Origin of the sequence: Nocardia sp. AB354 (assembly GCF_049538315.1) — a bacterium.
Lineage (GTDB): Bacteria > Actinomycetota > Actinomycetes > Mycobacteriales > Mycobacteriaceae > Nocardia > Nocardia nova.
The window spans coordinates 95,247-118,842 of record NZ_JBMVFU010000018.1 but is presented as its reverse complement, the minus strand read 5'-3'; the positions used below and the strand labels follow the sequence as shown (position 1 = coordinate 118,842).

Annotated in this window: 7 protein-coding genes; 6 read left to right on the top strand and 1 reads right to left on the bottom strand. The window is 69.9% G+C overall.

What is annotated here, in order from left to right; all coding sequences use genetic code 11:
* The first annotated feature begins 116 nt into the window (after positions 1-116).
* The 6 genes from ACPCUW_RS24400 to ACPCUW_RS24375 all read left to right on the top strand — a co-directional run bounded on the left by ACPCUW_RS24400 (position 117) and on the right by ACPCUW_RS24375 (position 23,056).
* On the top strand, positions 117-18,362 hold the full coding sequence (locus ACPCUW_RS24400) for an amino acid adenylation domain-containing protein (protein WP_423427319.1): 18,246 nt from the start codon (positions 117-119) through the stop codon (positions 18,360-18,362).
* Between the two features lie 498 nt (positions 18,363-18,860).
* The gene (locus ACPCUW_RS24395; protein WP_423427318.1) at positions 18,861-20,591 is read left to right on the top strand and encodes an FAD-dependent oxidoreductase; all 1,731 of its coding nucleotides are present in this window, start codon (positions 18,861-18,863) and stop codon (positions 20,589-20,591) included.
* Between the two features lie 193 nt (positions 20,592-20,784).
* Entirely contained in the window at positions 20,785-21,486 is a 702-nt protein-coding gene (locus tag ACPCUW_RS24390) for a type 1 glutamine amidotransferase domain-containing protein (RefSeq protein WP_082857229.1), read from the top strand.
* Entirely contained in the window at positions 21,483-21,833 is a 351-nt protein-coding gene (locus tag ACPCUW_RS24385) for a UBP-type zinc finger domain-containing protein (protein ID WP_063016149.1), read from the top strand. The genes ACPCUW_RS24390 and ACPCUW_RS24385 overlap by 4 nt, the downstream gene beginning before the upstream one ends.
* 120 nt (positions 21,834-21,953) lie before the next feature.
* A complete protein-coding gene (locus tag ACPCUW_RS24380) occupies positions 21,954-22,508 on the top strand; it encodes a flavodoxin domain-containing protein (protein ID WP_063016147.1) in 555 nt (184 codons plus the stop codon).
* 35 nt (positions 22,509-22,543) lie between these two features.
* Positions 22,544-23,056: a flavodoxin domain-containing protein gene (locus ACPCUW_RS24375; protein ID WP_423427316.1), complete on the top strand. Its 513-nt coding sequence runs from the start codon at positions 22,544-22,546 to the stop codon at positions 23,054-23,056.
* A gap of 31 nt (positions 23,057-23,087) precedes the next feature.
* Here the strand turns inward: ACPCUW_RS24375 and ACPCUW_RS24370 are convergent, their stop codons facing one another.
* Positions 23,088-23,549 (bottom strand): cupin domain-containing protein, encoded by a 462-nt coding sequence (locus ACPCUW_RS24370; protein WP_063016143.1) that lies wholly within the window; start codon positions 23,547-23,549, stop codon positions 23,088-23,090.
* Positions 23,550-23,596 lie beyond the last annotated feature (47 nt).

Here is a 23,596-nt window from a genome sequence, read left to right as displayed (position 1 = left end):
CGAGAAATCGCGGCGCACATTTCGACGTGCTTCACGCAATACGACCGACGTCGTTTCGAGGAAACGGTCCGGCGTCGTGTCACTGCGTCGAAGTAAAGAGATCCGATGGAGGACCGGTGACCCAATTCAAAAGCAACTTCGGCGGCGATTCACAGGCACCGAAGTCACCGCGGATCGGCCCGGCGCCACTCGGCGGTCACCAGGCACCAGGCAACGGAACACGCGCACGCACTTCGGGGCACGGATTCCCGCGCCCGGCGCCGGACGGCGTATTCAAGCTCACCGCGGCGCAGCGCGGAATATGGTTCGCCCAGCACCTCGCGGGCGAATCCCCGATTTCGGTGGCGCAATACGTGGAAATCATCGGGGAATTGGATACCGATCTGCTCATGGAGGCCTGCCGCACCGCGAGCCTCGAATTCGGGTCCGGACATCTGCACCTGATCGAGGTCGACGGCGAACCCTGCCAGTTCGTCGACCACTTCCACGGCGGCCCGATCTCGGTGGTGGATCTGCGCCGTCACACCGACCCGGTGGCCACCGCGCACCAGCTGATGACCGAGGACTACGCCGCACCGCTGGATCTGCTGCACGACCACCTCATGGTGTGCGTCATATACCAGGTCGGCGACAACCACTACCTGTGGTACCAGCGCGCCCACCACATCGCCCTCGACGGATTCGCCGCGGTGACGATGCTGCAGCGCATCACCGAGCTGTACAACGCGTGGCTGCGCGGTACCGAACCCACCCCGGCCGCGGCGAAGGATCTGGCCGAGATCACCGAACAGGACCTGGCCTATCGTGGGTCGACGCGATTCGACAACGACCGCAAATACTGGACCGAACATCTGGTGGACGCACCGCCCGTGGTCAGCCTGGCCGGGCGTGTCGGCAAACCCACCATCCATCCGGCGCTGGTCAGCGAAGCGCTCGCACCCGAGACCGCCGCACTGCTGGATGCCGTGGTCGCCGAACGCAGCACCAGCGTCACCCCGATCGTCGTCGCCGCCTTCGCCGCCTACCTGGCCCGCATGACCGGAAGCACCGAGGTGCTGCTGAGCCTTCCGGTGTCAGGCCGCCACTCCGCGATACTGCGCCGCTCCGGCGGCATGGTCGCCAACGTGGTGCCGCTGCGCGTGCGGGTCGGCTCCCGCAGCGTCGGTGAACTGATCGACGCGGTGCAAGGCGAGCTGACCAGCGCGCTGCGCCGCCAGCGCTACCGGCAGGAAGACATCTTCCGCGATATGGGCATCGCCCGCGACGAGACCGCCTCCTTCGGTCCCGCCGTGAATTTGATGATGATCGACAACGACGTGGTCCTCGGCGACACCACCGGCCGGTTGCACGTGCTCACCTCCGGGCCCACCGCCGACCTGTTCGTCAACATCTATCCCGGCGCCGGCCGCGACAGCACCCACATCGACTTCCAGGGCAATCCGAACATCTACCGGCCCGACGAACTCGCCGCCCACCACGGCCGCTTCCTGATGTTCCTGCACGAATTCCTCGACCGCGGAACGCAATACCGCATCGACCGGCTGCCGCTGCTCGCACCGTCCGAACAGCAGCGGCTGCTGCCCGTGCACGGCGACGACGCGGTCGCGCCCCGGCTGCTGCCCGACATCCTGGCCGACAGCGCCGGGCGCCAGCCCGCCTCCGACGCGATCTCCACACCCGGCGCCACCGTGACCTACGGTGAACTCGACGCCCGGTCCTCACAGCTGGCCCGCCAACTGATCGCACGCGGCTGCGGCCCCGACACCACCGTCGCGATCATGCTGCGCCGCTCGGTCGAATCGATCGTCGCCGCCTGGGCGGTCGCCAAATCCGGCGCCGCGATCGTGCAGGTCGATCCCGACTATCCGGCCAAACGCATCGAGCACATGATCGCCGACAGCGGCGCCCGGGCCGGCATCACCGTCGACGCCTACCGGGGACGGCTGCCGCACACGGTCACGCCGGTGGTGCTCGACGATCCGGACACCGCGGCCGCCTGCCGCGACACCACCGGCGCCCCGATCGGCGACAGCGAACGCCTGCGCCCGCTGCGCCCCGACGACCTCGCCTACATCACCTACACCTCCGGATCCACCGGCATCCCGAAAGGGGTGCAGGTGACCCATGCGGGGCTGGCCAACCTCATCGCCGACCGCAGCGAGGTCTGCGGTGTGGACGCCACCGCACGGGTGTCGTATGCGCTCTCGCCCAGTTTCGACGCCTCACTCGAGCAGTTCCTGGTGTGCTTCGCCAACGGTGCGACCCTGCTGGTCGTCCCGCCCGAGGTGATCGGCGGCGACGAACTGACCGACCTGCTGGCCGCCCAGCACGTCACCCACCTCACCCTCACCCCGGCGATGCTGGCGACGGTGGATCCGCGGCACCTGAGTGAGCTGCGGGTGGTCGTGGTCGGCGGTGACGTGTGCCCGCCGCACGTGATCGAACGGTGGACGCGCTCGGCGGCGATGTTCAACGAGTACGGGCCCACCGAAACCACCGTCACCGCCGCCAGCGCCGCGGTCACCCCGGGCGGGGACCTGACCGTCGGCGGCCCGATCCGCGGGGTCTCGGCGATGGTGCTCGACCGCTGCCTGCAAGCGGTGCCGACCGGCACCCCGGGTGAGCTGTATCTGGCCGGGCCGGGGGTGGCGCGCGGCTACAGCCACCGGTTCGCCGAAACCGCGGCCCGCTTCGTCGCCGACCCGCACGGCGGGCCCGGAGCGCGTATGTACCGCACCGGCGATATGGCTCGCTGGGTCGGCGACGGACCCGTCCCCGAGTTGGAGTTGCTGGGGCGCACCGACTTTCAGGTCAAAATCCGCGGCTACCGCATCGAACCCGGCGAAATCGACGCCGCGCTCACCGCCCACGACGATGTCGACATCTCCGTCACCGTGCCGGTGCGCAACAACGCCGACGCCACCGTGCTGGCCTCCTATGTGGTGCCGGTGCGCGGACGCCACATCGACCCGCTGGATCTGCAACGCTTCGCCCGCGACACGCTGCCGCCGCATCTGGTGCCCGCGGTCATCATGGCGTTGGACGCCCTGCCGGTCAACGCGTTCGGCAAACTCGACCGCGCCGCCCTGCCCGCACCCGCCTTCGGCACCGCGGCCGCGGGGCGGGCGCCGTCCACCCCGCGGGAACAGCGGGTGGCGCAACTGTTCGGCGAAATCCTCGACGTGGCCACGGTCGGCGCCGACGACAGCTTCTTCGCCCTCGGCGGCGACAGCATCCTGTCTATTCAACTCGTGGCGCGCGCCAAGGCGGAGGGGCTGAGTTTCTCCACCCAGGACGTGTTCGAACACAAGACCGTCGCCGCTCTGGCCGCGGTCGCCACCGACGCCGGCGGCGGCCCGCAGCTGCCCGAACTGCCCGGCGGCGCGATCGGGCCGATGCCGCTGACCCCGATCATGTACGCGATGCTCGCGCGCGACCGCTTCGACCGCTTCGCGCAGGCCACCCTCGTCGAACTGCCGCCACACGTCGACGACGCCGACCTGGTGGCCGCGCTGGCGGCGGTGCTGGACCGCCACGACATGTTGCGCGCGGTGTTGCGCGGCGCCCACTCCGCCGACCGGTACATCGACGTGGCCGCCCCCGGCACGGTCGACGCCGCGGCCGCCTACGAATCGGTGCGGCTGCCGCGCCGCGACGCCACCGAGATCGACGCCGGGTTGCAGGCGGCCGCCGACCGGCTCGATCCCGCCGACGGTGTGCTGGTGCAGCTGGTGCGGATGAGCGACGACACCACCGGGCCCGACCTGATGTGGGTGGTGATCCACCACCTCGCCGTCGACGCGGTGTCGTGGCGCATCCTGCTCACCGACCTGGCCGGGGCATGGCAGCAGATCAGCGCCGGCGCCGAACCCGCCTTCGGCCCCGCAACCACCTCGGTGCGGCGCTGGAGCCACGGACTCACCGAGCACGCCGCCGGCCGCCGCGCCGGCGAACTGGAGCTGTGGAAGACCATCCTCGCGCCGGGGGAGAAGCTGCTCGGCACACGACATCTCGATCCCGCACACGACACCGCGGCCACCGCGGGCCGCGTCGAGGTGCACGTACCCGCCGACGTGTCCGAAGCGATCCTCACCACCGTCCCCGCCCGCTTCCACGGCACACCCAACGACCCGCTGCTGGCGGCGCTGGCGCTCGCACTGGGGGAGTGGCGTCGCCGCCGCGGCGTCGACCCGGACACCGAACTGATCTCCCTCGAGGGACACGGCCGCGAGGAACACGCCGTACCGGGCGCCGACCTCAGCGCCACCGTCGGCTGGTTCACCACCCGCTTCCCGGTGCGCCTGGACCTGCGCGGCATCGACGCCGACGACGCGTTCGCCGGCGGCCCCGCCGCGGGCACGGCGATCGTGGCAGCCAAGGAACAGTTGCGCGCCATCCCCGGCAACGGCATCGGCTACGGGATGCTGCGCTGCCTCGACGCCGAGGCCGGCGCCGAACTGGCCGGCGCGCCGGAACCGCAGATCGCGTTCAACTACCTCGGTCGCGTCGGCGTCCACGAACAGTCCGGGCCGTGGACACCGACCACGGAATTCACCTCCCTCACCGCGACCGGCGACCCGGCGATGGCGCTGCCCGCCGTCCTGGATGTCAACGCCATTGCCGAACCGGGACCCGACGGCCTCGAACTCGACGCCACCTGGGAATTCGCCACCGACGTGCTGAACAGCGCGGACGTGGAGGAACTGGCCGGACTGTGGGTGCGGGCGCTGCGCGGGCTCGCCGACCACGCCCGCAGCGAAACCGCCGGCGGCTTCACCCCGTCGGATTTCCCGCTCGTGGACCTCACCCAGGACGAGATCGACCGCTGGCAGCTGGAATATCCGACCATGACCGACGTGTGGCCGCTGACCGCACTGCAGTCCGGTCTGCTGTTCCACGCCGTCTACGACACCGACCGCGTCGACGGCTACACCGTGCAGGCGACACTGACCCTCGCCGGGAACGTCGACACCGCCCGCATGCGGGCCGCGGCGCAGGCGGTGATCGACCGGCACGACAGCCTGCGCACCGCATTTGTCGAAAGCGCCGCCGGGCCCCGCCAGATCGTGATGAGCGGCGTGCGCGCCGACTGGCACGACAGCGACCTCACCGAAATCGCCGACGCCGGGGAACGCGACCGCGAACGACGCCGCATCATCGACGCCGCGTCGGCCCCCTTCGATCCGGCCCGGCCGCCGCTGCTGCGTTTCCACCTGATCCGCACCGGCGCAACCGAATTCGAACTGCTGCTCACCAACCATCACATCGTGCTCGACGGCTGGTCGATGCCGCTGCTGATCCACGAACTGCTCACGGTGTACGCCGCGGACGGCGATCCGGCCGCACTGGCACCCGCCGGCACCTACCGCGACTACCTGCACTGGCTGCACAGCCAGGACCGCGACGCCGCGATCACCGCCTGGCAGAGTGTGCTCGCCGGCATCGAAAGCCCGACCCTGGTGACCGGACGCCCGGACCGGACCGTGCCCGCCGACAACGCCGAAGTCAGCCGCAACCTCTCCGCCGAGACGACCGCCGCGATCACCGACCTGTCGCGCGCCTACGGTGTCACCGCCAACACCACCGTGCAGGTGGCATGGGCGCTGCTGCTGACCACCTTGACCGGCCGCTCCGACATCGTGTTCGGCAACACCGTCTCCGACCGCCCACCCCAGCTGCCGGGAGTCGAACGCATGGTGGGGCTGTTCATCAACACCCTGCCCGTGCGGGTCCGGCTCGAACCCGCCGAAACCGTCGCCGACCTGCTGGCCCGGGTGCAGTCCGAACAGGCCGCCACCCTCGATCACCGCCATCTCGGGCTGGCCGAACTGCAACGCGCCACCGGATTCGCCGACATGTTCGACACGGTGACCGTGCTCGAGTCCTATCCGCTCGACCGCGAACAGCTGACCCACAATCTGCGCGAGGCCGGACTGCGGCTCGTCGACGTCGACGCCCACGACGCCACCCCGTATCCGCTGAGCCTGCAGGTGACTCCGCCGCGGCCCGGCCGCGCCGGCGACCCGGATTCGGCCACCTCCGCCACCCACACCGTGATGTTGCGCTTCTCCTGCGACCGGCTCGACATCGAGACCGCCCGCATCCTGCTCGACCGCTACGAACGGATCCTCGACCAGATCGCCGCCGACCCCACCGCCACCGTCGCCGCCATCAGCCCCTGCGCGAATGCCGAACTCGCCGAACTGATTCCGGCGCCACGCAGTGCACCGGCCGGACGCACCCTGCGCGACATCCTCACCGACACCGCCCGCACCCACCCGGACGCGGTGGCCGTGCGGTCGGGAACCACCACGCTCACCTATCGGGCACTCGCCGCGCGGGCGCACCGGCTCGCACAACGGCTACTCACCCGCGGCGCACGCCCGGAAACCGTTGTCGCCGTGGTCGTTCCGCGTTCGATCGAGCTGGCCGTCGCGATCTGGGCGGTCGCCGAAACCGGCGCGGCGTTCCTGCCACTGGATCCGGCCAACCCCGGCGAACGCCTCGCCGAACTGCTCGCCGATTCGGGCACCGCCCTCGGCGTCACCACCCGCGCCCTCACACAGGGGCTTCCCGCCACCGTCGACTGGACCCTCGCCGACACCGACCTGCCCGCCGAACCCGACACCACCGCCGCGCCCGACGAGCTGCGGCTCGACCACGCCGCCTACCTGATCTACACCTCCGGATCGACCGGAACCCCCAAAGCCGTGCACCTGACCCACCGCGGCCTCGCCGGCCTGGCCGCCGCCCACGCCGACGCGTTCGGCGTGAACACCACCTCGGCCGTCTTGCAGGTCGCCTCACCGGGATTCGACGCCTGCCTGTCGGAACTGCTGCTCGCCCACGGCCACGGCGCCTGCCTGGTGATCGCACCGCCCGACGTCTACGGCGGCGCCGCACTCGAGGAACTGCTGCGCGCCCAACGGGTGACCCATGCCATCATCACCCCGTCGGTGCTCAACACGATGGACCCCGCGCAGCTGCCCGCACTGACGACGATCGCGGTCGTCGGGGAGGCCACCGCAGCCGACCTCGTCACCCGCTGGGCGCCCGGGCGGCGGCTGATGAACCACTACGGCCCCACCGAATGCACCGTGTGGGCCACCGGATCCGACGCCCTCACACCCGGGCAACCCGTCACCATCGGCACCCCGATCCCCGGACTGTCGGTGACCGTGCGCGACATGTGGCTGCGGCCGGTCCCCGCCGGCGTCGCCGGCGAACTGTATGTGCGCGGCCCCGCCCTGGCCCGCGGCTACCTCGACCGACCCGCCACCACCGCGGCCCGCTTCGTCGCCGACCCGGAATCGGCTCGCGGAGAACGGATCTACCGCACCGGTGACAGCGTGCGCTGGCTGCACACCTCCCGCGGACCGCAACTGGAATACCTGGGCCGCAGCGACCAGCAGGTCAAGATCCACGGCCTGCGCATCGAACCGGGGGAGATCGACGCCCGCCTGGCCCGCCACGACACCGTGGCCGTCGCCGCCACCGTCGACCGCCCCGGACCCGCCGGTGAACCCGTGCTGGTGTCCTATGTCGTCACCGCACCGGGGGCCACCCTCGACCCGGCCGCCCTGCACGCCGACCTGGAACGCGAACTGGCCCACTACATGAACCCCGCCGCCATCGTGGAACTGGCGGACATGCCCCGCACCCCGGTCGGCAAGATCGACCGGAAAGCGTTGCGCGAACTAGACTTCCGATCCGACGAGGACGCCGGACGGGCACCGGCCACCGCCGACGAACAGCTCATGGCGAAACTGTTCGCCGAAGTCCTGCACCTGGACACCGTGTACGCCGACAGCAACTTCTTCACCCTCGGCGGCGACAGCATCGTATCCATGCGGCTGGTGGCGTTGGCCCGCTCGGCCGGGCTCACCCTCACCCCGCGCGACGTCTTCGAAGCCAAAACCGTTGCCGCACTGGCGGAGCTGGTCGGCGGCACCGTCGCCGTCGACCCGTCGCCGACCCGTGAACCGGCCCACCGCGCCGAAGGCCGCTCCCCGCGCCCATCGGACTTCCCGCTGGTCGAGCTGACCGCCGCCGACGTCGAACGGCTCGACCACCGCTACCCGGACCTGGCCGACGTGTGGCCGCTGTCGCCGATGCAGGCCGGAATCCGATTCCACTCCACCTACAACCCCGGCGCCGGCGACAACTACACCGTGCAAACCGCGATCGGCTTCACCGGCACCGTCGACGCCGAACGCCTGCGCCGCGCCGCCCAAGCCCTCGTCGACCGCCACGACATCCTGCGCGCCGCCTTCACCGACACCAGCGCCGGACCCTGCCAGATCGTGCTCGGCCACGCGCCCGTCCGCTTCCGGCACATCGACCTCACCTCCGGCGCCGACAACGCCGGCCTCGATCAGGTCGCCGCCGACGACGCCGCCGAAGGGTTCGACCTGTCGGCGCCGCCGCTGATCCGATTCACCCTGATCACCGTGCGCCCCGACCGCTACCGGCTGCTCGTCACCAACCACCACGTGATCCTCGACGGCTGGTCCATGCCGCTGCTGATGAGCGAACTGCTCGCCGACTACAGCACCCCCGCCCACATCGACACCGCCGAACCCGCACCCAGCTACCGTGACTACCTGGCCTGGCTGCACCGCCAAGACCTCGCCGCCTCCACCGCCGCCTGGACCGACGAATACGCCGACGTCGAATCACCCACCCGCGTCGCCCGCGCCGACGCCGCCCACCGCGACACCTCCGCCGGCGAAATCGACACCCTGCTACCCGCCCACCGGGCCGCGGACCTGCGCCGCGTCGCCGCCGACGCGGCCGTCACCGTCAACACCGCCGTCGCCGCGGCATGGGCGCTGACCCTGCGCGAACTGACCGGCGACACCGACGTCATCTTCGGATCAGCCGTCTCCGGCCGGCCCCCCGAACTCCCGCAGGTCGACCGCACCCTCGGCATGTTCCTCAACACCGTCCCCGTGCGCGTGCCCCTCGACCCCGCCCACACCGTCGAGCAGCTGCTGACCCGCATCCAGCAACACCAGGCCCGCATGCTCGACCACCACCACATCGGGCTGGCAGACATCCACCGCGCCCTCGGAATGACCGCCCTGTTCGACACCGCCGTCGCCTTCCAGTCCTTCCCCGTCGACCGGCCCGCCCTGCAGCACCTCGTCGACGCCGCGGGCCTGCACATCGACGACATCACCGGCGTCGACGCCACCCCTTACCCGCTCAGCCTCGTCGTCGCCCCCGAATCCGGCGACACCGAACACACCGACACCACCCACACCGACCCGGCCGCGGCACCGGGACTGCGCATCACCCTGCGCTACCTCGACGACGAATTCGACACCCACCGCGCACAGTGGATCCTCGACCGGTTCGTCGCACTCCTGCACCACATCGCCGACGACCCGGCCACCCCGCTGGCACGGCTCACCGCCGCCGACGACACCGAACCCGTCCACCCGGCCCGCGCGCACCGCCGGCCGCGAACCTTCGACGACATCCTCACCGCCACCGCCGCCACCCACCCCGACGCCGTCGCCGCCACCTGCGGCACAGACACCCTCACCTACCGCGACCTCGACCAGCGATCCAACCGGCTGGCCCGGCTGCTGCTGCGCCGCGGCCTCACCCCGCACACCGTGCTCGCCAGCGCCCTGCCACGCTCCCTCGACGCCGTCGTCACCGTGTGGGCAGCCGCGAAAACCGGCGCCACGTTCGTGCCCATCGACCCCCGCCTGCCCGCCGACCGCATCGCCTTCCTGCTCGACGACTCCGGCGCCACCCTCGGCATCACCCACACCGGCACCGCCGACACCGGCACGATCCACCCGCACCGGCACATCGACCGGCTCGTCCTCGACGACCCCGACACCGTCCACGCCCTCGACACCGAATCCGCCGCACCGATCACCGACACCGAACGCGGCGCGACACTCACCCCCGACCGCACCGCCTACCTCATCTACACCTCCGGATCCACCGGAACACCCAAAGGCGTGCTCGTCACCCACCGCGGCCTCACCGACCTCGTCGCCGCCCAGCACCGCATCCTAGGCGTCACCGCCGACTCCGCGGTGCTGCAGGTCGCCTCACCCAGCTTCGACGCCTCGATCTTCGAACTGCTCATGGCCCACGGCGCGGGCGGCCGGCTCGTCGTCTCCCCGCCCGACGTGTACGGCGGGCCCGAACTGGCGAAACTGATTCAGCGCGAACACATCTCGCACGCCGTGCTGACACCGTCGGCGCTGGCGACGATCCCCGGCGACCACGTCGACACCCTGCGGGTACTGGCCACCGCCGGCGAACCCGTCGGCCCCGAACTGGTCGACCGGTGGGCACCCGGACGCACCATGGTCAACCTCTACGGACCCACCGAATCCACCATCTGGGCCACCGCGAGCGCACCGCTGACCCCGGGCGCACCGATCACCATCGGCGCCCCCGCCGGCCCCGTCACCACCACCGTCCTCGACACCTGGCTGCGGCCCGTCCCGCACGGCGTCGCGGGAGAGCTGTACCTGCTCGGCCCCGGACTCGCCGACGGCTACAAAGACCGCACCGCACTGACCGCGACCCGATTCGTCGCCTGCCCGTTCGGCGCACCCGGCACCCGCATGTACCGCACCGGCGACATCGTGCGCCGCACCACCGGCGGCGACCTGGAATTCGTGGGACGCAACGACTTCCAGGTCAAAGTGCGCGGCAACCGCATCGAACTCGCCGAAATCGACGCCGCCCTGGCCGCCCACCCCGGCGTCGCCTTCGCCGTCACCGTCCCACGCACCGACGACGGCCGCCCCACCACCCTCGTGTCCTACGTGACCCCCGCCGCCGACGCCACCCTCTCCGACGCGGACCTGAAAACCGCACTCGCCCAGGCACTTCCGCCCTACATGGTGCCCGCCGCCGTCATGATCCTCGACGAGGTGCCGCTCACCCCGACCGGAAAACTCGACCGCGACCGACTACCCCGGCCACCCGCCACCGCCCGCGCCTTCCGCGCACCCACCACCTGGCAGGAAGACGTCGTCGCCCGCGCCTACGAACAGGTCCTCGACGCCGAACACGTCGGCGCCGACGACGACTTCTTCGCCCTCGGCGGCGACTCGCTCAGCGCCGCCCTCGTCGCCGCCCGCATCGGCGCCGCCCTCGACGTGCGCATCCCCGTGCGCACCATCTTCGAAGAACCCACCGTCGCCGCCCTCGCCCGCCGCGCCCGCACCCTGCACGGCACCGCCCGCCTCCCACTCACCGCAGGGGAGCGCCCCGAACCGCTGCCGCTGTCGCTGGCCCAGCAACGCATGTGGTTCCTCAACCGGTTCGAACCCGAATCGGCCGCCTACAACATCCCCGTCATGCTGCACCTGTCCGGGCGCCTCGACACCACCGCACTGAGCGCCGCCCTCGACGACGTCATCGCCCGCCACGAAGTACTGCGCACCATCTACCCCGAAACCGACGGCGAACCACGCCAGCTCATCCTCGACCGGGCACCGATCACCCTCGAAACCGGCCACCCCGCCCGCGACACCCTCCCACAGCTGCTCACCGAATTCGTGCGCCGCGGCTTCGACGTCGCCACCCAGGTACCGATCCGCGTCGCCCTGTTCGACATCACCACCGACACCGACGACACCGGTCAGTACATGCTCGTCCTGGTCGTGCACCACATCGCCGGCGACGGACAATCCATGGGCCCGCTGGCCCGCGACGTCATGACCGCCTACGCCGCCCGCCACACCGGACAACCCCCGCAGTGGCAGCCCCTGCCGGTGCAGTACGCCGACTTCGCGCTGTGGCAACGCCGCATCCTCGGCGCCGCCGACGACCCCACCTCGCTGATGTCCACCCAGCTCGACTACTGGCGCACCACCCTCGACCGGGTACCCGACCTGCTCGACCTGCCCACCGACCGGCCCCGCCCCACCGTCGCCACCCTCACCGGCGGCCGCGTCCCCCTCGACATCCCCGCACCCCTGCACCGGCAACTGCAGACAGTGGCCCGCGACCACGGCACCTCCCTGTTCATGGTCGTCCACGCCGCATTCGCAGTGCTGCTCGGGCGGCTCGCCGACACCGACGACATCGTCATCGGCACCCCCGTCGCCGGCCGCGGCGAACCCGGCCTCGACGACCTCGTCGGCATGTTCGTCAACACCCTCGCCCTGCGCACACCCATCGACCGCAGCGAACCGTTCACCCAACTGCTGGCCCGCACCCGCGACACCGACCTGCACGCCCTCGACCACGCCGACGTCCCCTTCGAACGCATCGTCGAAGAACTCAACCCGCACCGCACCACCGCCGCGCACCCCCTGTTCCAAGTGGTGCTCGCCTTCCAGAACACCGGCGCCATCGACATCGCCCTGCCCGACGTCGCCGTCTCCCGCGCCGACGTCGACACCGGCACAAGCCAATTCGACCTTCAGCTCGTCATCTCCGACACCAGCACCGAAACCGGTGCCGCCCAAGGCCTGTCCGGCATGATGATGTACGCCCGCGACCTGTTCGACCCCGACACCGTCACCAGCTTCGTCCAGCGACTGCTGCGGATCCTCGACACCGTCGCCACCAGCCCCGACACACCCGTCGGCGACATCGACTGGCTGCACCCCCGCGAACACCACGCCCTGCTCACCAGCATCGGCCCACGCACCGCACCCACCCCCGAATCACCACTGCTGCCCGACGTATTCGCCGACGCCGTGCGCCGCAACCCCGACGGCCTCGCCGTCCGCACCGGCGAGGACGGCCTCACCTACACCGAACTCGACCAGCGCTCCAACCGCCTGGCCCGGCTGCTCATCGAACACGGCGCCGGACCCGAAATCCCCGTCCTCGCCGCCGCGCCCCGCTCCGCCGAATCCGTCCTCATCTGGTGGGCCGTGGTGAAAACCGGCGCCACCTACGTCCCCGTCGACCCCGCCTACCCGGCCCACCGCATCGACCACATGATCACCGATTCGGCTGCCGCACTGGGCATCACCGTCACCACCGCACGCCCCGCGCTACCCGACACCGCCGACTGGATCATCCTCGACGCACCCGAAACCACCGCACACCTGCACACCCGCCCCGACAGCCCCCTCGACGACCACGACCGGCTGCGGCCGCTGCGCGCCACCGACACCGCCTACGTGGTCTTCACCTCCGGATCCACCGGACGCCCCAAAGGCGTCGCCGTCACCCACACCGGCATCGCCGACCTCATCGCCACCCAACGCGCCGACTACCACATCGAACCCGGCTCCCGATTCCTGCACTTCGCCTCACCGTCCTTCGACGCCGCACTGATGGAGATCCTGTTCGCCACCGCCGGCGCCGCCACCCTCGTCATCGCACCCACCGGAACCTACGGCGGCGAGGACCTCGCCGACCTGCTGCGCACCCAGCACGTCACCCACGCCTTCGTCACCCCCGCCGCCCTCGCCTCCGTCGACCCCACCGGACTCGACGACCTGCAACTGGTGCTGTCCGGCGGCGAAGAAGTCCCCGCCGAACTCGTCAAACGCTGGGCAGGCACCGACCGCCGCGGCACCCGCGAATTCCGCATCCTCTACGGACCCACCGAAACCACCATCCTCGCCACCGCCACCCGGGCCCTGAACGCGGGGGACCGGCCCACCATCGGCACCCCACTACCCGGCATGCAGGCCTTGATCCTCGACACCCGCCTGCATCCCGTCCCCGCCGGCGTGGTCGGCGAGCTCTACCTCGCCGGCCCCGCACCGGCCCGCGGCTACCTCAACCGCCCCGCCACCACCGCCGCCCGATTCGTGCCCTGCCCGGCCGGCGAACCCGGCACCCGCATGTACCGCACCGGCGACCTCGTCCGCTGGAACACCCACGGCGACATCGAATTCGTCGGACGCAACGACTTCCAGGTCAAAGTCCGCGGCTACCGCATCGAACTCGGCGAAATCGACGCCGTCCTCGACGCCCGCGCCGACACCGCCTTCGCCGCCACCATCGCCCACCGGCAAGGCAACGCCCCCGCCATGCTGGTCACCTACGTCGTGCCCGCACCCGGCGCCACACCCACCGCCGCCGAACTCACCACCGCACTCGCCGACGCGCTCCCGCCCTACATGGTGCCCGCCGCCGTCATGATCCTCGACGCGATCCCACTGTCGCCCAACGGAAAACTCGACCGCAACGCACTACCCGAACCCATCCTGCACACCGAAACATTCCGCGCACCCGCCTCACCGGTCGAAGAAATCGTCGCCGGCATCTTCGCCGACCTCCTCGGCCTCGACACCACCATCGGCGCCGACGACAACTTCTTCGACCTCGGCGGCAACAGCCTCGTCGCCACCCGCGCCGCCGCCCGCATCGGCGCCGCCCTCGACACCCGCGTCCCCGTGTCGATGATCTTCGACGCGCCCACCGTCGCCAAACTCGCCGCCCGCGCCGAATCCCACGCCGACACCCGCCGCATCGCCCTCACCGAACAACCACGCCCACAACACATCCCACTGTCCTACGCACAACAGCGGATGTGGTTCCTCAACCGCTTCGAACCCGACACCCCCGCCTACAGCATCCCCATCGTCATCCGGCTCACCGGCCGCCTCGACACCCACGCCCTGCACGCCGGCATCGGCGACGTCATCGCCCGCCACGAAGTACTGCGCACCATCTACCCAGCCGTCGACGGCGAACCCACCCAGAAGATCCTCCCACCCGCCGAAGCCGTCCCACCCCTCACCATCACCCGCATCCCCGAAACCGAACTCCCACACACCCTCTCGGCGCTACTGGCCACCGTCTTCGACGTCACCACCACCGTGCCCCTGCGCATCCGGCTCTACGAGATCGCCGACGACACCTGGATCCTCGCCCTCGTCGTCCACCACATCGCCGGCGACGGATCCTCCCTGGCACCACTGGCCCGCGACCTCACCCTCGCCTACACCGCACGACTCGACGGCGACGCCCCCGCCTGGCCGCCGCTGCCCGTCCAATACGCCGACTACGCCCTCTGGCAACGCACCGTCCTCGGCGGCGACGACGACCCCGACTCGCTGCTGCACGCCCAAATCGACTACTGGACAACCCAACTCGCCGACGCGCCCGCACTGCTCGCCCTGCCGACCGACCGGCCGCGACCGCCCGTGCAAACCTACGCCGGCGCCACCGTCCCCCTCACCGTCGACCCCGAACTCCACGCCCGGCTGCAACACATCGCCCGCGCCCACAACACCACCCTGTTCATGGTGTTCCACGCCGCACTCGCCGCCGTCCTCGCCCGCCTCGCCGGCACCGACGACATCACCATCGGCACCCCCTACGCCGGACGCGGCGAACCCGAACTCGACGAACTCGTCGGCATGTTCGTCAACACCCTCGTCCTGCGCAGCCACCTGCGCACCGACATGACGTTCACCGACCTGCTCGACCAGGTCCGCGACACCGACCTCGCCGCCTTCGGACACGCCGACGTCCCCTTCGAACGACTCGTGCAAGAACTCAACCCCGCCCGCTCCCACGCCCACCACCCGCTGTTCCAGGTGATGCTCGCCTTCCAAAACCTCACCGGCACCGAATTCGAACTCCCCGAACTCACCCTCTCCGCCGTCGAAGCCGACATCGACACCTCACTGTTCGACCTGCAGATCACCGTCTCCGACAGCTACGACGACCACGGCGGCCCCGCCGGCATCACCGGCGGCATCACCTACGCCCGCGACCTGTTCGACCCCGACACCGTCACCGGCATCGCCGCCCGCCTCGACCGGCTGCTGCGCGCCCTCGTCGCCGACCCCACCGGCCTCGTCTACGACGTCGACCTGCTCGACGCCGACGAACACCACAACGTCGTGGACCGCTGGAACACCACCCACCACACCATGCCCACCGACGAAACACTGACCTCCATGTTCGCCGACGCGGTACCGGCATACCGCGACCGCACCGCCGTCACCTACGGCGACCTGTCGCTGACCTACGCGCAGTTCTCCGCCCGCGTCAACCGGCTCGCCCGCTGGCTCATCAGTCGCGGCGTCGGCCCGGAAAAGCTGGTCGCCGTGCGGATGCGCCGCTCGCTCGACCAGGTCACCGCCCTCTACGCCGTGCTCGCCGCCGGCGGCGGCTACGTCCCCGTCGACCCCGACCTGCCCGCCGACCGCATCGACTACATGCTGGCCACCGCCACACCCGTCGTCGTCCTGTCCACCCTCGACGACATCGACCTGTCCGCATTCGACGACACACCCGTCACCGACCACGACCGCCACGCCCCACTGCGACCGACCAACGTCGCCTACGTGCTGTTCACCTCCGGATCCACCGGCCGCCCCAAAGGCGTCGCCGTCCCGCACGGCGCCGCAGTCAACCAGATCCGCTGGCTCAGCGACGAATACGGCCTCGACACGGACGATGTGGTCCTGCAGAAGACACCGGCCACCTTCGACGTCTCGGTGTGGGAACTGTTCGCCACCCTGGGCGTGGGCGCCCACCTCGTCATCGCCCGCTCCGACGGCCACACCGATCCCGCCTACCTCGCCGAAACCATTGCCGCACAACAGATCACGATCACCTCGTTCGTGCCGTCCATGCTCGCCGTCTTCGCCGAAGCCGCACCCGTCCGCACCCTGACCTCGCTGCGCGCACTGCTCATCGGGGGAGAGGCATTCGGGTCCGACACCGTGGCCGCCGTCCGGCGCGTGCTGCCCGACGTCGAACTGCACAACCTGTACGGGCCCACCGAATTCACCGTGCACGTCACCTCCCACCACGTCACCGACACCGACCAGGGCAGCGTGCCGATGGGCATGCCCGTCTGGAACGCGCGCGCCTACGTCCTCGACGCCCGGCTCAACCCGGTACCGCCCGGCGTGGCGGGGGAGCTGTACCTCGCGGGCACCCAGATCGCGCGCGGCTACCACGCCCGCCCCGTCCTCACCGCCGAACGGTTCGTGCCCGACCCCTACAACAACGGCGGACGCATGTACCGCACCGGCGACCTCGTGCGGCGCCGCCGCCGCGACGGCGAACTGGAATACCTGGGCCGCACCGACTTCCAGGTCAAACTGCGCGGATTGCGCATCGAACTCGGCGAAATCGAGACCGTGCTCGCCGAATACCCCGGCGTCGCCCGCGCCATCGCCGTGGTCCACTCCAGCGAGATCGCCGCCCAGCTCGTCGGCTATCTCGTGCCCGCTGCCGGCGCCACCGTCGACACCGCCGCGGTCCTCGCGCACGCCGCCGCCGAACTGCCCAACTACATGGTGCCCAGCACCCTCATGGTGCTCGACACCGTGCCGCTCACCGCCTCCGGCAAACTCGACCGCGCCCGGCTGCCCGAACCGGTGGCCGCGGTAGGGGAGTTCCGCGAACCGTCGACCTGGCTCGAAGGTCAGGTCGCGCGCGCCTTCGAACACGTCCTCGGCCTCACCCACGTCGGCGCCGACGACGACTTCTACGCCCTCGGCGGCAACTCGCTGCGCTCGGTGCAGGTCGCCAGCGAACTCACCAAGGAACTCCACTTCGAGATCCCACTGGGGTGGATGCTGTCGGATCCGAATCCGGCCGACCTGGCCAAGCGCATCGAAACCGGAATGAGCAACGGCCACCACGAATCCGGGCCGGCGGCATTCGGTCTGGACGTCGTGCTGCCCATCCGGACGGGCGGCAGCCGGCCACCGCTGTTCTGCATCCATCCCGCGTCGGGCCTGTCGTGGTGCTACTACACCTTCGGCGACCACCTCGCCGGCGACCGCCCGATCTACGGTCTGCAGGCGCCGCAGATCGGTGGGGAAGTGCCGGGCCCGCAAACGTTCGAGGAGATCGCGCGCCGCTACTTCCAGGAAATCCGCGCCCTCCAGCCGCACGGGCCCTACCATCTGCTCGGCTGGTCGCTCGGCGGGCAGATCGCACACGCCGTCGCCGCCGAAATACGTTCGGCCGGTGAGGAAGTCGCACTGCTGGCGCTGCTGGACGCCGAGGCCGAAGGGATCGACGCCACGGAGGTCATCGAGGCCACGCCAGGGGAGCTGATCAGCAATCTCGGCCCGGTCATGGGCATCGACGTCGTCGGCGCCGACGCGACCGCGGAAGAGGCCGCCGAACTGATCCGGCAGCAGCTGGGGGACAGCTTCGCCATCGACGCCGCGACCATCGAACGCATGACCGACGCCTACAACCTGTCCATCCGCGCCGCGAGCGCCTGGCGGCCACCGGTCATCGACGCCGACATGCTGTATTTCACCGCCACGAAGGACCGGCGTGACGACGCCGCGGGCCACGAGGGTTGGGCCCGGTTCGTCACTGGTCAGATCTCCAACGTCGACATCGCGGCCGAGCATCTGGCGATGACCGAACCCGGTGTGGTCGCCGAGATCGCGAAGATCCTCAATCGTCGGCTGGATCGGTGAGGGGATCGGGCCAGACCGGCGTTACTTGACATAATGTAGATTATCGGCGCAATGGAGCGGGTGCCGGAGGCTGCATTTACCCTTGCGTGTCAGCATGTTTCGGCATCCGTCTTCCGTGCCTCGGCCGGGCTGCTCGGCTGTCCCGCATTCCGCCGACATCGGTGTTCGGCGCCGCCGTCTCGCGTAAATCTGCCGGATCCCTCCTGATGAACTTTTTCGCCTCCGGTCCGATTTGCCGGAAAATTTACTGAGGAGTCCTTCGAGTTGATCTCCATTCCTGTGCGCCACTTCCCTAGCTTCCCGGATTCCCTTCGCGAAACGTCACAGTGACGTATTGGGGGCGCTTGGGCGGTCTGCCGTTGACGGATCCGATACACATCACCGCGCCTCCCAGACGTCTTGTGATTCGAAGGCAGTGCGCATCGCCCGGTTTGGTACCCGCCACGAGACCGTCGCGGCCGCGGTGGTGACTTGTTAGCGTCCTCGGTAGGAGGTGTCATGAAGGCAGCGCGGCCTTTCGATGTCGATGTGGTGATCGTCGGATCCGGATTCGGCGGCAGTGTGACGGCATTGCGATTGGTGGAGAAGGGATATTCGGTCGCGGTACTCGAGGCCGGGCGACGCTACGAAGACGCCGACTTCGCCACCACGAGCTGGGATCTGCGGCGATATCTGTGGGCGCCGGCACTGGGCTGCTACGGCATCCAGCGAATCCACCGGCTGCGCGACTGCTTCATCCTCGCCGGCGCCGGAGTCGGCGGCGGCTCGCTCAACTACGCCAACACCCTCTACAAACCGGGACGCGCGTTCTTCGAGGACCGGCAGTGGGCCGAGATCACCGACTGGGACGCCGAACTCACCCCGCACTACGACCAGGCCCGGCGCATGCTCGGTGTCGTGGAGAATCCGCACACCACCCCGGCCGATGAGATCATCCGCTCGGTGGCCGAGGATATGGGCGTCGCCGATACTTACGTCCCGACGCCGGTCGGCGTGTACTTCGGCGCGCCCGGAGTCGTGAGCGCAGACCCCTATTTCGGTGGCGTCGGACCGGAGCGCACGGGGTGTATCGAATGCGGCGAGTGCATGACCGGTTGCCGGCACGGCGCGAAGAACACGCTGGTCAAGAACTATCTCGGTTTGGCCGAAAGCGCTGGGGCGCAGATACATCCGATGACGACGGTGACCGCGCTGCGACCGCAGGACGACGGCGGCTGGCGCGTCGACACGCGCCGGACGGGCCGATGGCGGGGTGGCAAGCGCAGCTTCTCGGCGCGGTACGTGGTGCTGGCGGCGGGGACCTGGGGTACGCAGCGATTGCTGTTCCGGATGCGTGATACGGGGGTGCTGCCGGCGCTCTCGCCGCAGCTGGGCGTGCTGACCCGCACGAATTCTGAGGCGATTCTGGGCGCGGGCCGCACCCGGGTGGACACCGGCCTGGATCTGACGGCGGGTGTGGCGATCACCTCGTCGTTCCATCCGACCGCCGATACCCATATCGAACCGGTGCGCTACGGCAAGGGCTCGAACACGATGGGGTTGTTGCAGACCTATCTGGTCGACGGCGGGAAGGCCGTGCCGCGGTGGGTGCGGGTGCTGGCGATCGCGGCCACCCATCCGGTGCGGACGGTGCGGTTGCTGCGGACGCGGCGCTGGAGTGAGCGGACGTTGATTCTGCTGGTGATGCAGAGTCTGGACAATTCGATCACCACCTTCACCCGGCGGGGGCTGTTCGGTCGCCGCTACACCAGCAGACAGGGCTACGGCGAGCCGAATCCGTCGTGGATTCCGGCCGGGCACGAGGTGACGCGGCGGGTGGCCGGCAAACTCGGCGCCACGGCGGGCAGTACCTGGCCGGATATTTTCGGTGTGCCGATGACGGCGCATTTCATCGGTGGGTGCGTGATCGGCGGCGACCGCGAGCACGGTGTGATCGATCCGTATCACCGTGTGCACGGTTATCCGACGTTGAGCATCGTGGACGGGTCGGCGATTTCGGCGAATCTCGGTGTGAATCCGTCGTTGACGATCGCCGCTCAGGCCGAGCGGGCGGCGTCGATGTGGCCGAACAAGAACGAGCGGGATTCGCGTCCGCCGATGGATCTGCCCTACCGGCGCATCGATCCGGTCCCGCCGGTGGCGCCGGTGGTTCCGCCCTCCTCCCCTGCCGCGTTGCGGCTGCCGATCGTGGAGGTCCGTCACACGGCCGCGAATGGTCGCCCGGCCTGAACAGGCGCGGCTGCGGTTCTGGGCGTCAACGTGTGAGGAGCCCCAACAGTGCTGAGGCACAGGCGGGGCGGCTCCGGCGATCACTCCTGTGTTACGTTGTGATCGACATCACGCGGCCGGCGGTGTTCCCGGATTGGACGCCAGTGATCTCGGACGGCCGGTCGCCCATCGCACGGACCGGAAGGAGATCGCTGTGGCCACCGACCGGATTCTGGTCATCGTCACCAATGCCGGAGAGTACGAGAAGGTCGGCTATCGCACCGGGCTGTGGCTCGGCGAGCTGACCCATTTCTACGACTATGTCACCGAACAGGGCTATACCGTCGACATCGCCAGTCCCGCAGGCGGATTCGTGCCCATCGACCCGGAGAGCCTGGCGCACGACGTCCTGGCCGACCTCGGCACCGACCGCCGTTACCGCGACCGGGAATTCATGGATCTGCTCGACCGTACGCGCAGCATCGGCGAGGTCGAGGTCGAGGATTACGACGCGATCTACTTCACCGGCGGGCACGGGGTCATGTTCGACTTCGGCGGCGACGATCTCGGCGCGCTGACCGCGGCGTTCCACGACAGCGGCCGCGTGGTGTCGGCGGTGTGCCACGGGCCGGTCGGTTTGCTGAACGTCCCGTTGGAAAGCGGGGCCGCGCTGATCGCCGGGCGGCGGGTGACCGGGTTCTCGTGGCCGGAGGAGGAAGCCGCCCAGCGTGCGGACGCGGTACCGTTCAACCTTCAGGACGAACTCGTGAAAGTGGGCGCCGACTACAGCATGGCCGACGAGCCGTTCGGGGTTCACGTCGTGACGGACGGGCGGCTGATCACCGGTCAGAATCCCGCCAGTGCCCGCGGCGTGGCCGAAGCTGTGGTGGCGGCCCTGAGAGGAGATCAGCGGTGAGCGATTCCGGCAGCGATATCGATGTCGAGGTGCCCGCCAGCGGGACCGGTTGCGCGGAGTGTGTGGCCGCCGGCGGTTGGTGGGTGCATCTGCGTCGGTGCGCGCGCTGCGGGCATGTGGGTTGCTGCGACACCTCCCCCGCCCAGCACGCCACCGCCCACTTCCGCAGTACCGGCCATCCGATCATCCAGAGCTTCGAGCCGGGTGAGGACTGGTTCTACGACTACCGCGACGGCGCGGTCGGTGAGGGGCCGCAATTGGCGCCGCCGACCAGCCGTCCGGAGACGCAGCCGGTGCCGGGTCCGGCGGGGAAGGTGCCCGCCGACTGGCAGGACCATATCCACTGACGCATGCGCGGCGCCGGGCCCCGGCGGTGTGGCGAGGCCGCCCACTGGGGACGTTCGTCCTCATCGCATGAGGTACGCCGCCTCTGGGAGGGGTCGCGCGCCGGGGCGCAGGCTCGACGTATGACTCACGAAACTGTTCGCATCGCAGTCGTTTTCGCCACCGCGCAGGGCTCGACCCGTGAGATCGCCGACTATATCGGGGCGGCGCTGGCCAACCGCGGGGCGGATGTGGAGGTCGCCGATGTGGCGCATGCGCCCGAGTTGTCGCGGTTCGACGCGGTGATCCTCGGCAGTGCCGTGCACAACATGGATGTGCTTCCCGAGATGTCGGGGTTCGTTCGGAGTCATCGCTACGAGCTGGCCGCGACGAATGTGTGGCTGTTCACCGTGGGGCTCGGACCGGCGCTGCGGGGGCCGCTCGGGCGGCGGATGGGCAGAATCGTGCCGCCGAAGATCGCCGCGTTGCGCGATTCGATCCATCCGGTCGGCTACCGCGCCTTCGCAGGCCATTTCGAGAACGTGGGGGTGTCGTTGAAGGCGCGGATCATCTACCGCCTGCTCGGCGGGGGTCGCTTCGGTGACCTGCGCGACTGGCCCGCGATCGGCGAATGGACGGCCACGATCGGCCGGATCCTGCTTCTGCCCCAGCCCGCCGCGAATATCGCCTACCCGTAGTCCGCCCCTTGCGGCCGGTGAGAGGAAGGTGCGCCGTGACATCGGAACCTGTTCTCGTGGCGTACGGCTCCACACGGGGCGGTACTGCCGAAATGGCGGAGTGGATCGGCGAGTCGCTGCGCTCGGCCGGTGTCGACGCCGAGGTCCGCAATGCGCGTGAAGTCCGCTCCCTCGACGGCTATGGGGCGGTGGTCCTCGGTGGTGCGATCTACACCGGTCGCTGGCATCGTCACGCCCGCCGCTTCGCCCGTCGTTTCGCGCGGCAGATGCGCATGCGGCCGGTCTGGCTGTTCGCCAGTGGGCCGCTGGACGACTCGCTCACCTCCGGCGGTCCCGAAAAGGTGCCGGGGGTCAAAGCCGTCGAGCGAGCCGCCCGTCGCCTGAATGCCCGGGATTACACGATTTTCGGTGGCCGCCTGCGGGCCGATGCCCACGGTTTCCCGGCCGCGGCGATGGCCAAGACGATGGCGGGTGATTTCCGTGACCCCCAGCATGTGCGCGAGTGGGCGAGCGGTCTGGCCGCCGAGCTCGTTCCGGGCCCGCGTTGATCGCTGCGCCGGGCCCGTATCGGGTTGTCGTTCAGGACTCCTCGTAGCGGATGCTGTGGGCCGCGGCGATGGGGTTGATCTTGCGTGGGTCGAGCGCGCCGTCGGTGAGCACGGTGGGTCCCGCGTCGAACAGATCTTCCAGATAGCATTCCCATCCGCCCGGTGACGATATCTGGATCACTGTGGGCGGCGGGTTCGAGACCGCGCGCAGGGCGTGCGGGATGCCGTGCGGCAGCAGGACGAACGTTCCGGCGGGCGCGACGTACGACCGGTCGTCGAAGTCGACGCCGAGTTCACCGCTGAGCACATAGATGGCTTCGTCGGCCACCTCGTGGGTGTGTCGCGGGATATCGCGGGCCAGGGTCACCTCGAGCAAGGAGAACCGGCCCTCGGTGTCGGCGGTCGTGGCCTTGACCGCGAAGGCGGGCGGCATCGGAATCCGGCCCGGGCGTACCTGGCCCGGGGCCAGTCGGAGAAATCTGTTGTGCGGCATCGTGCTACCCTTCCGGCGACAAAACGGAATCGGAATCCGCTTCCGTT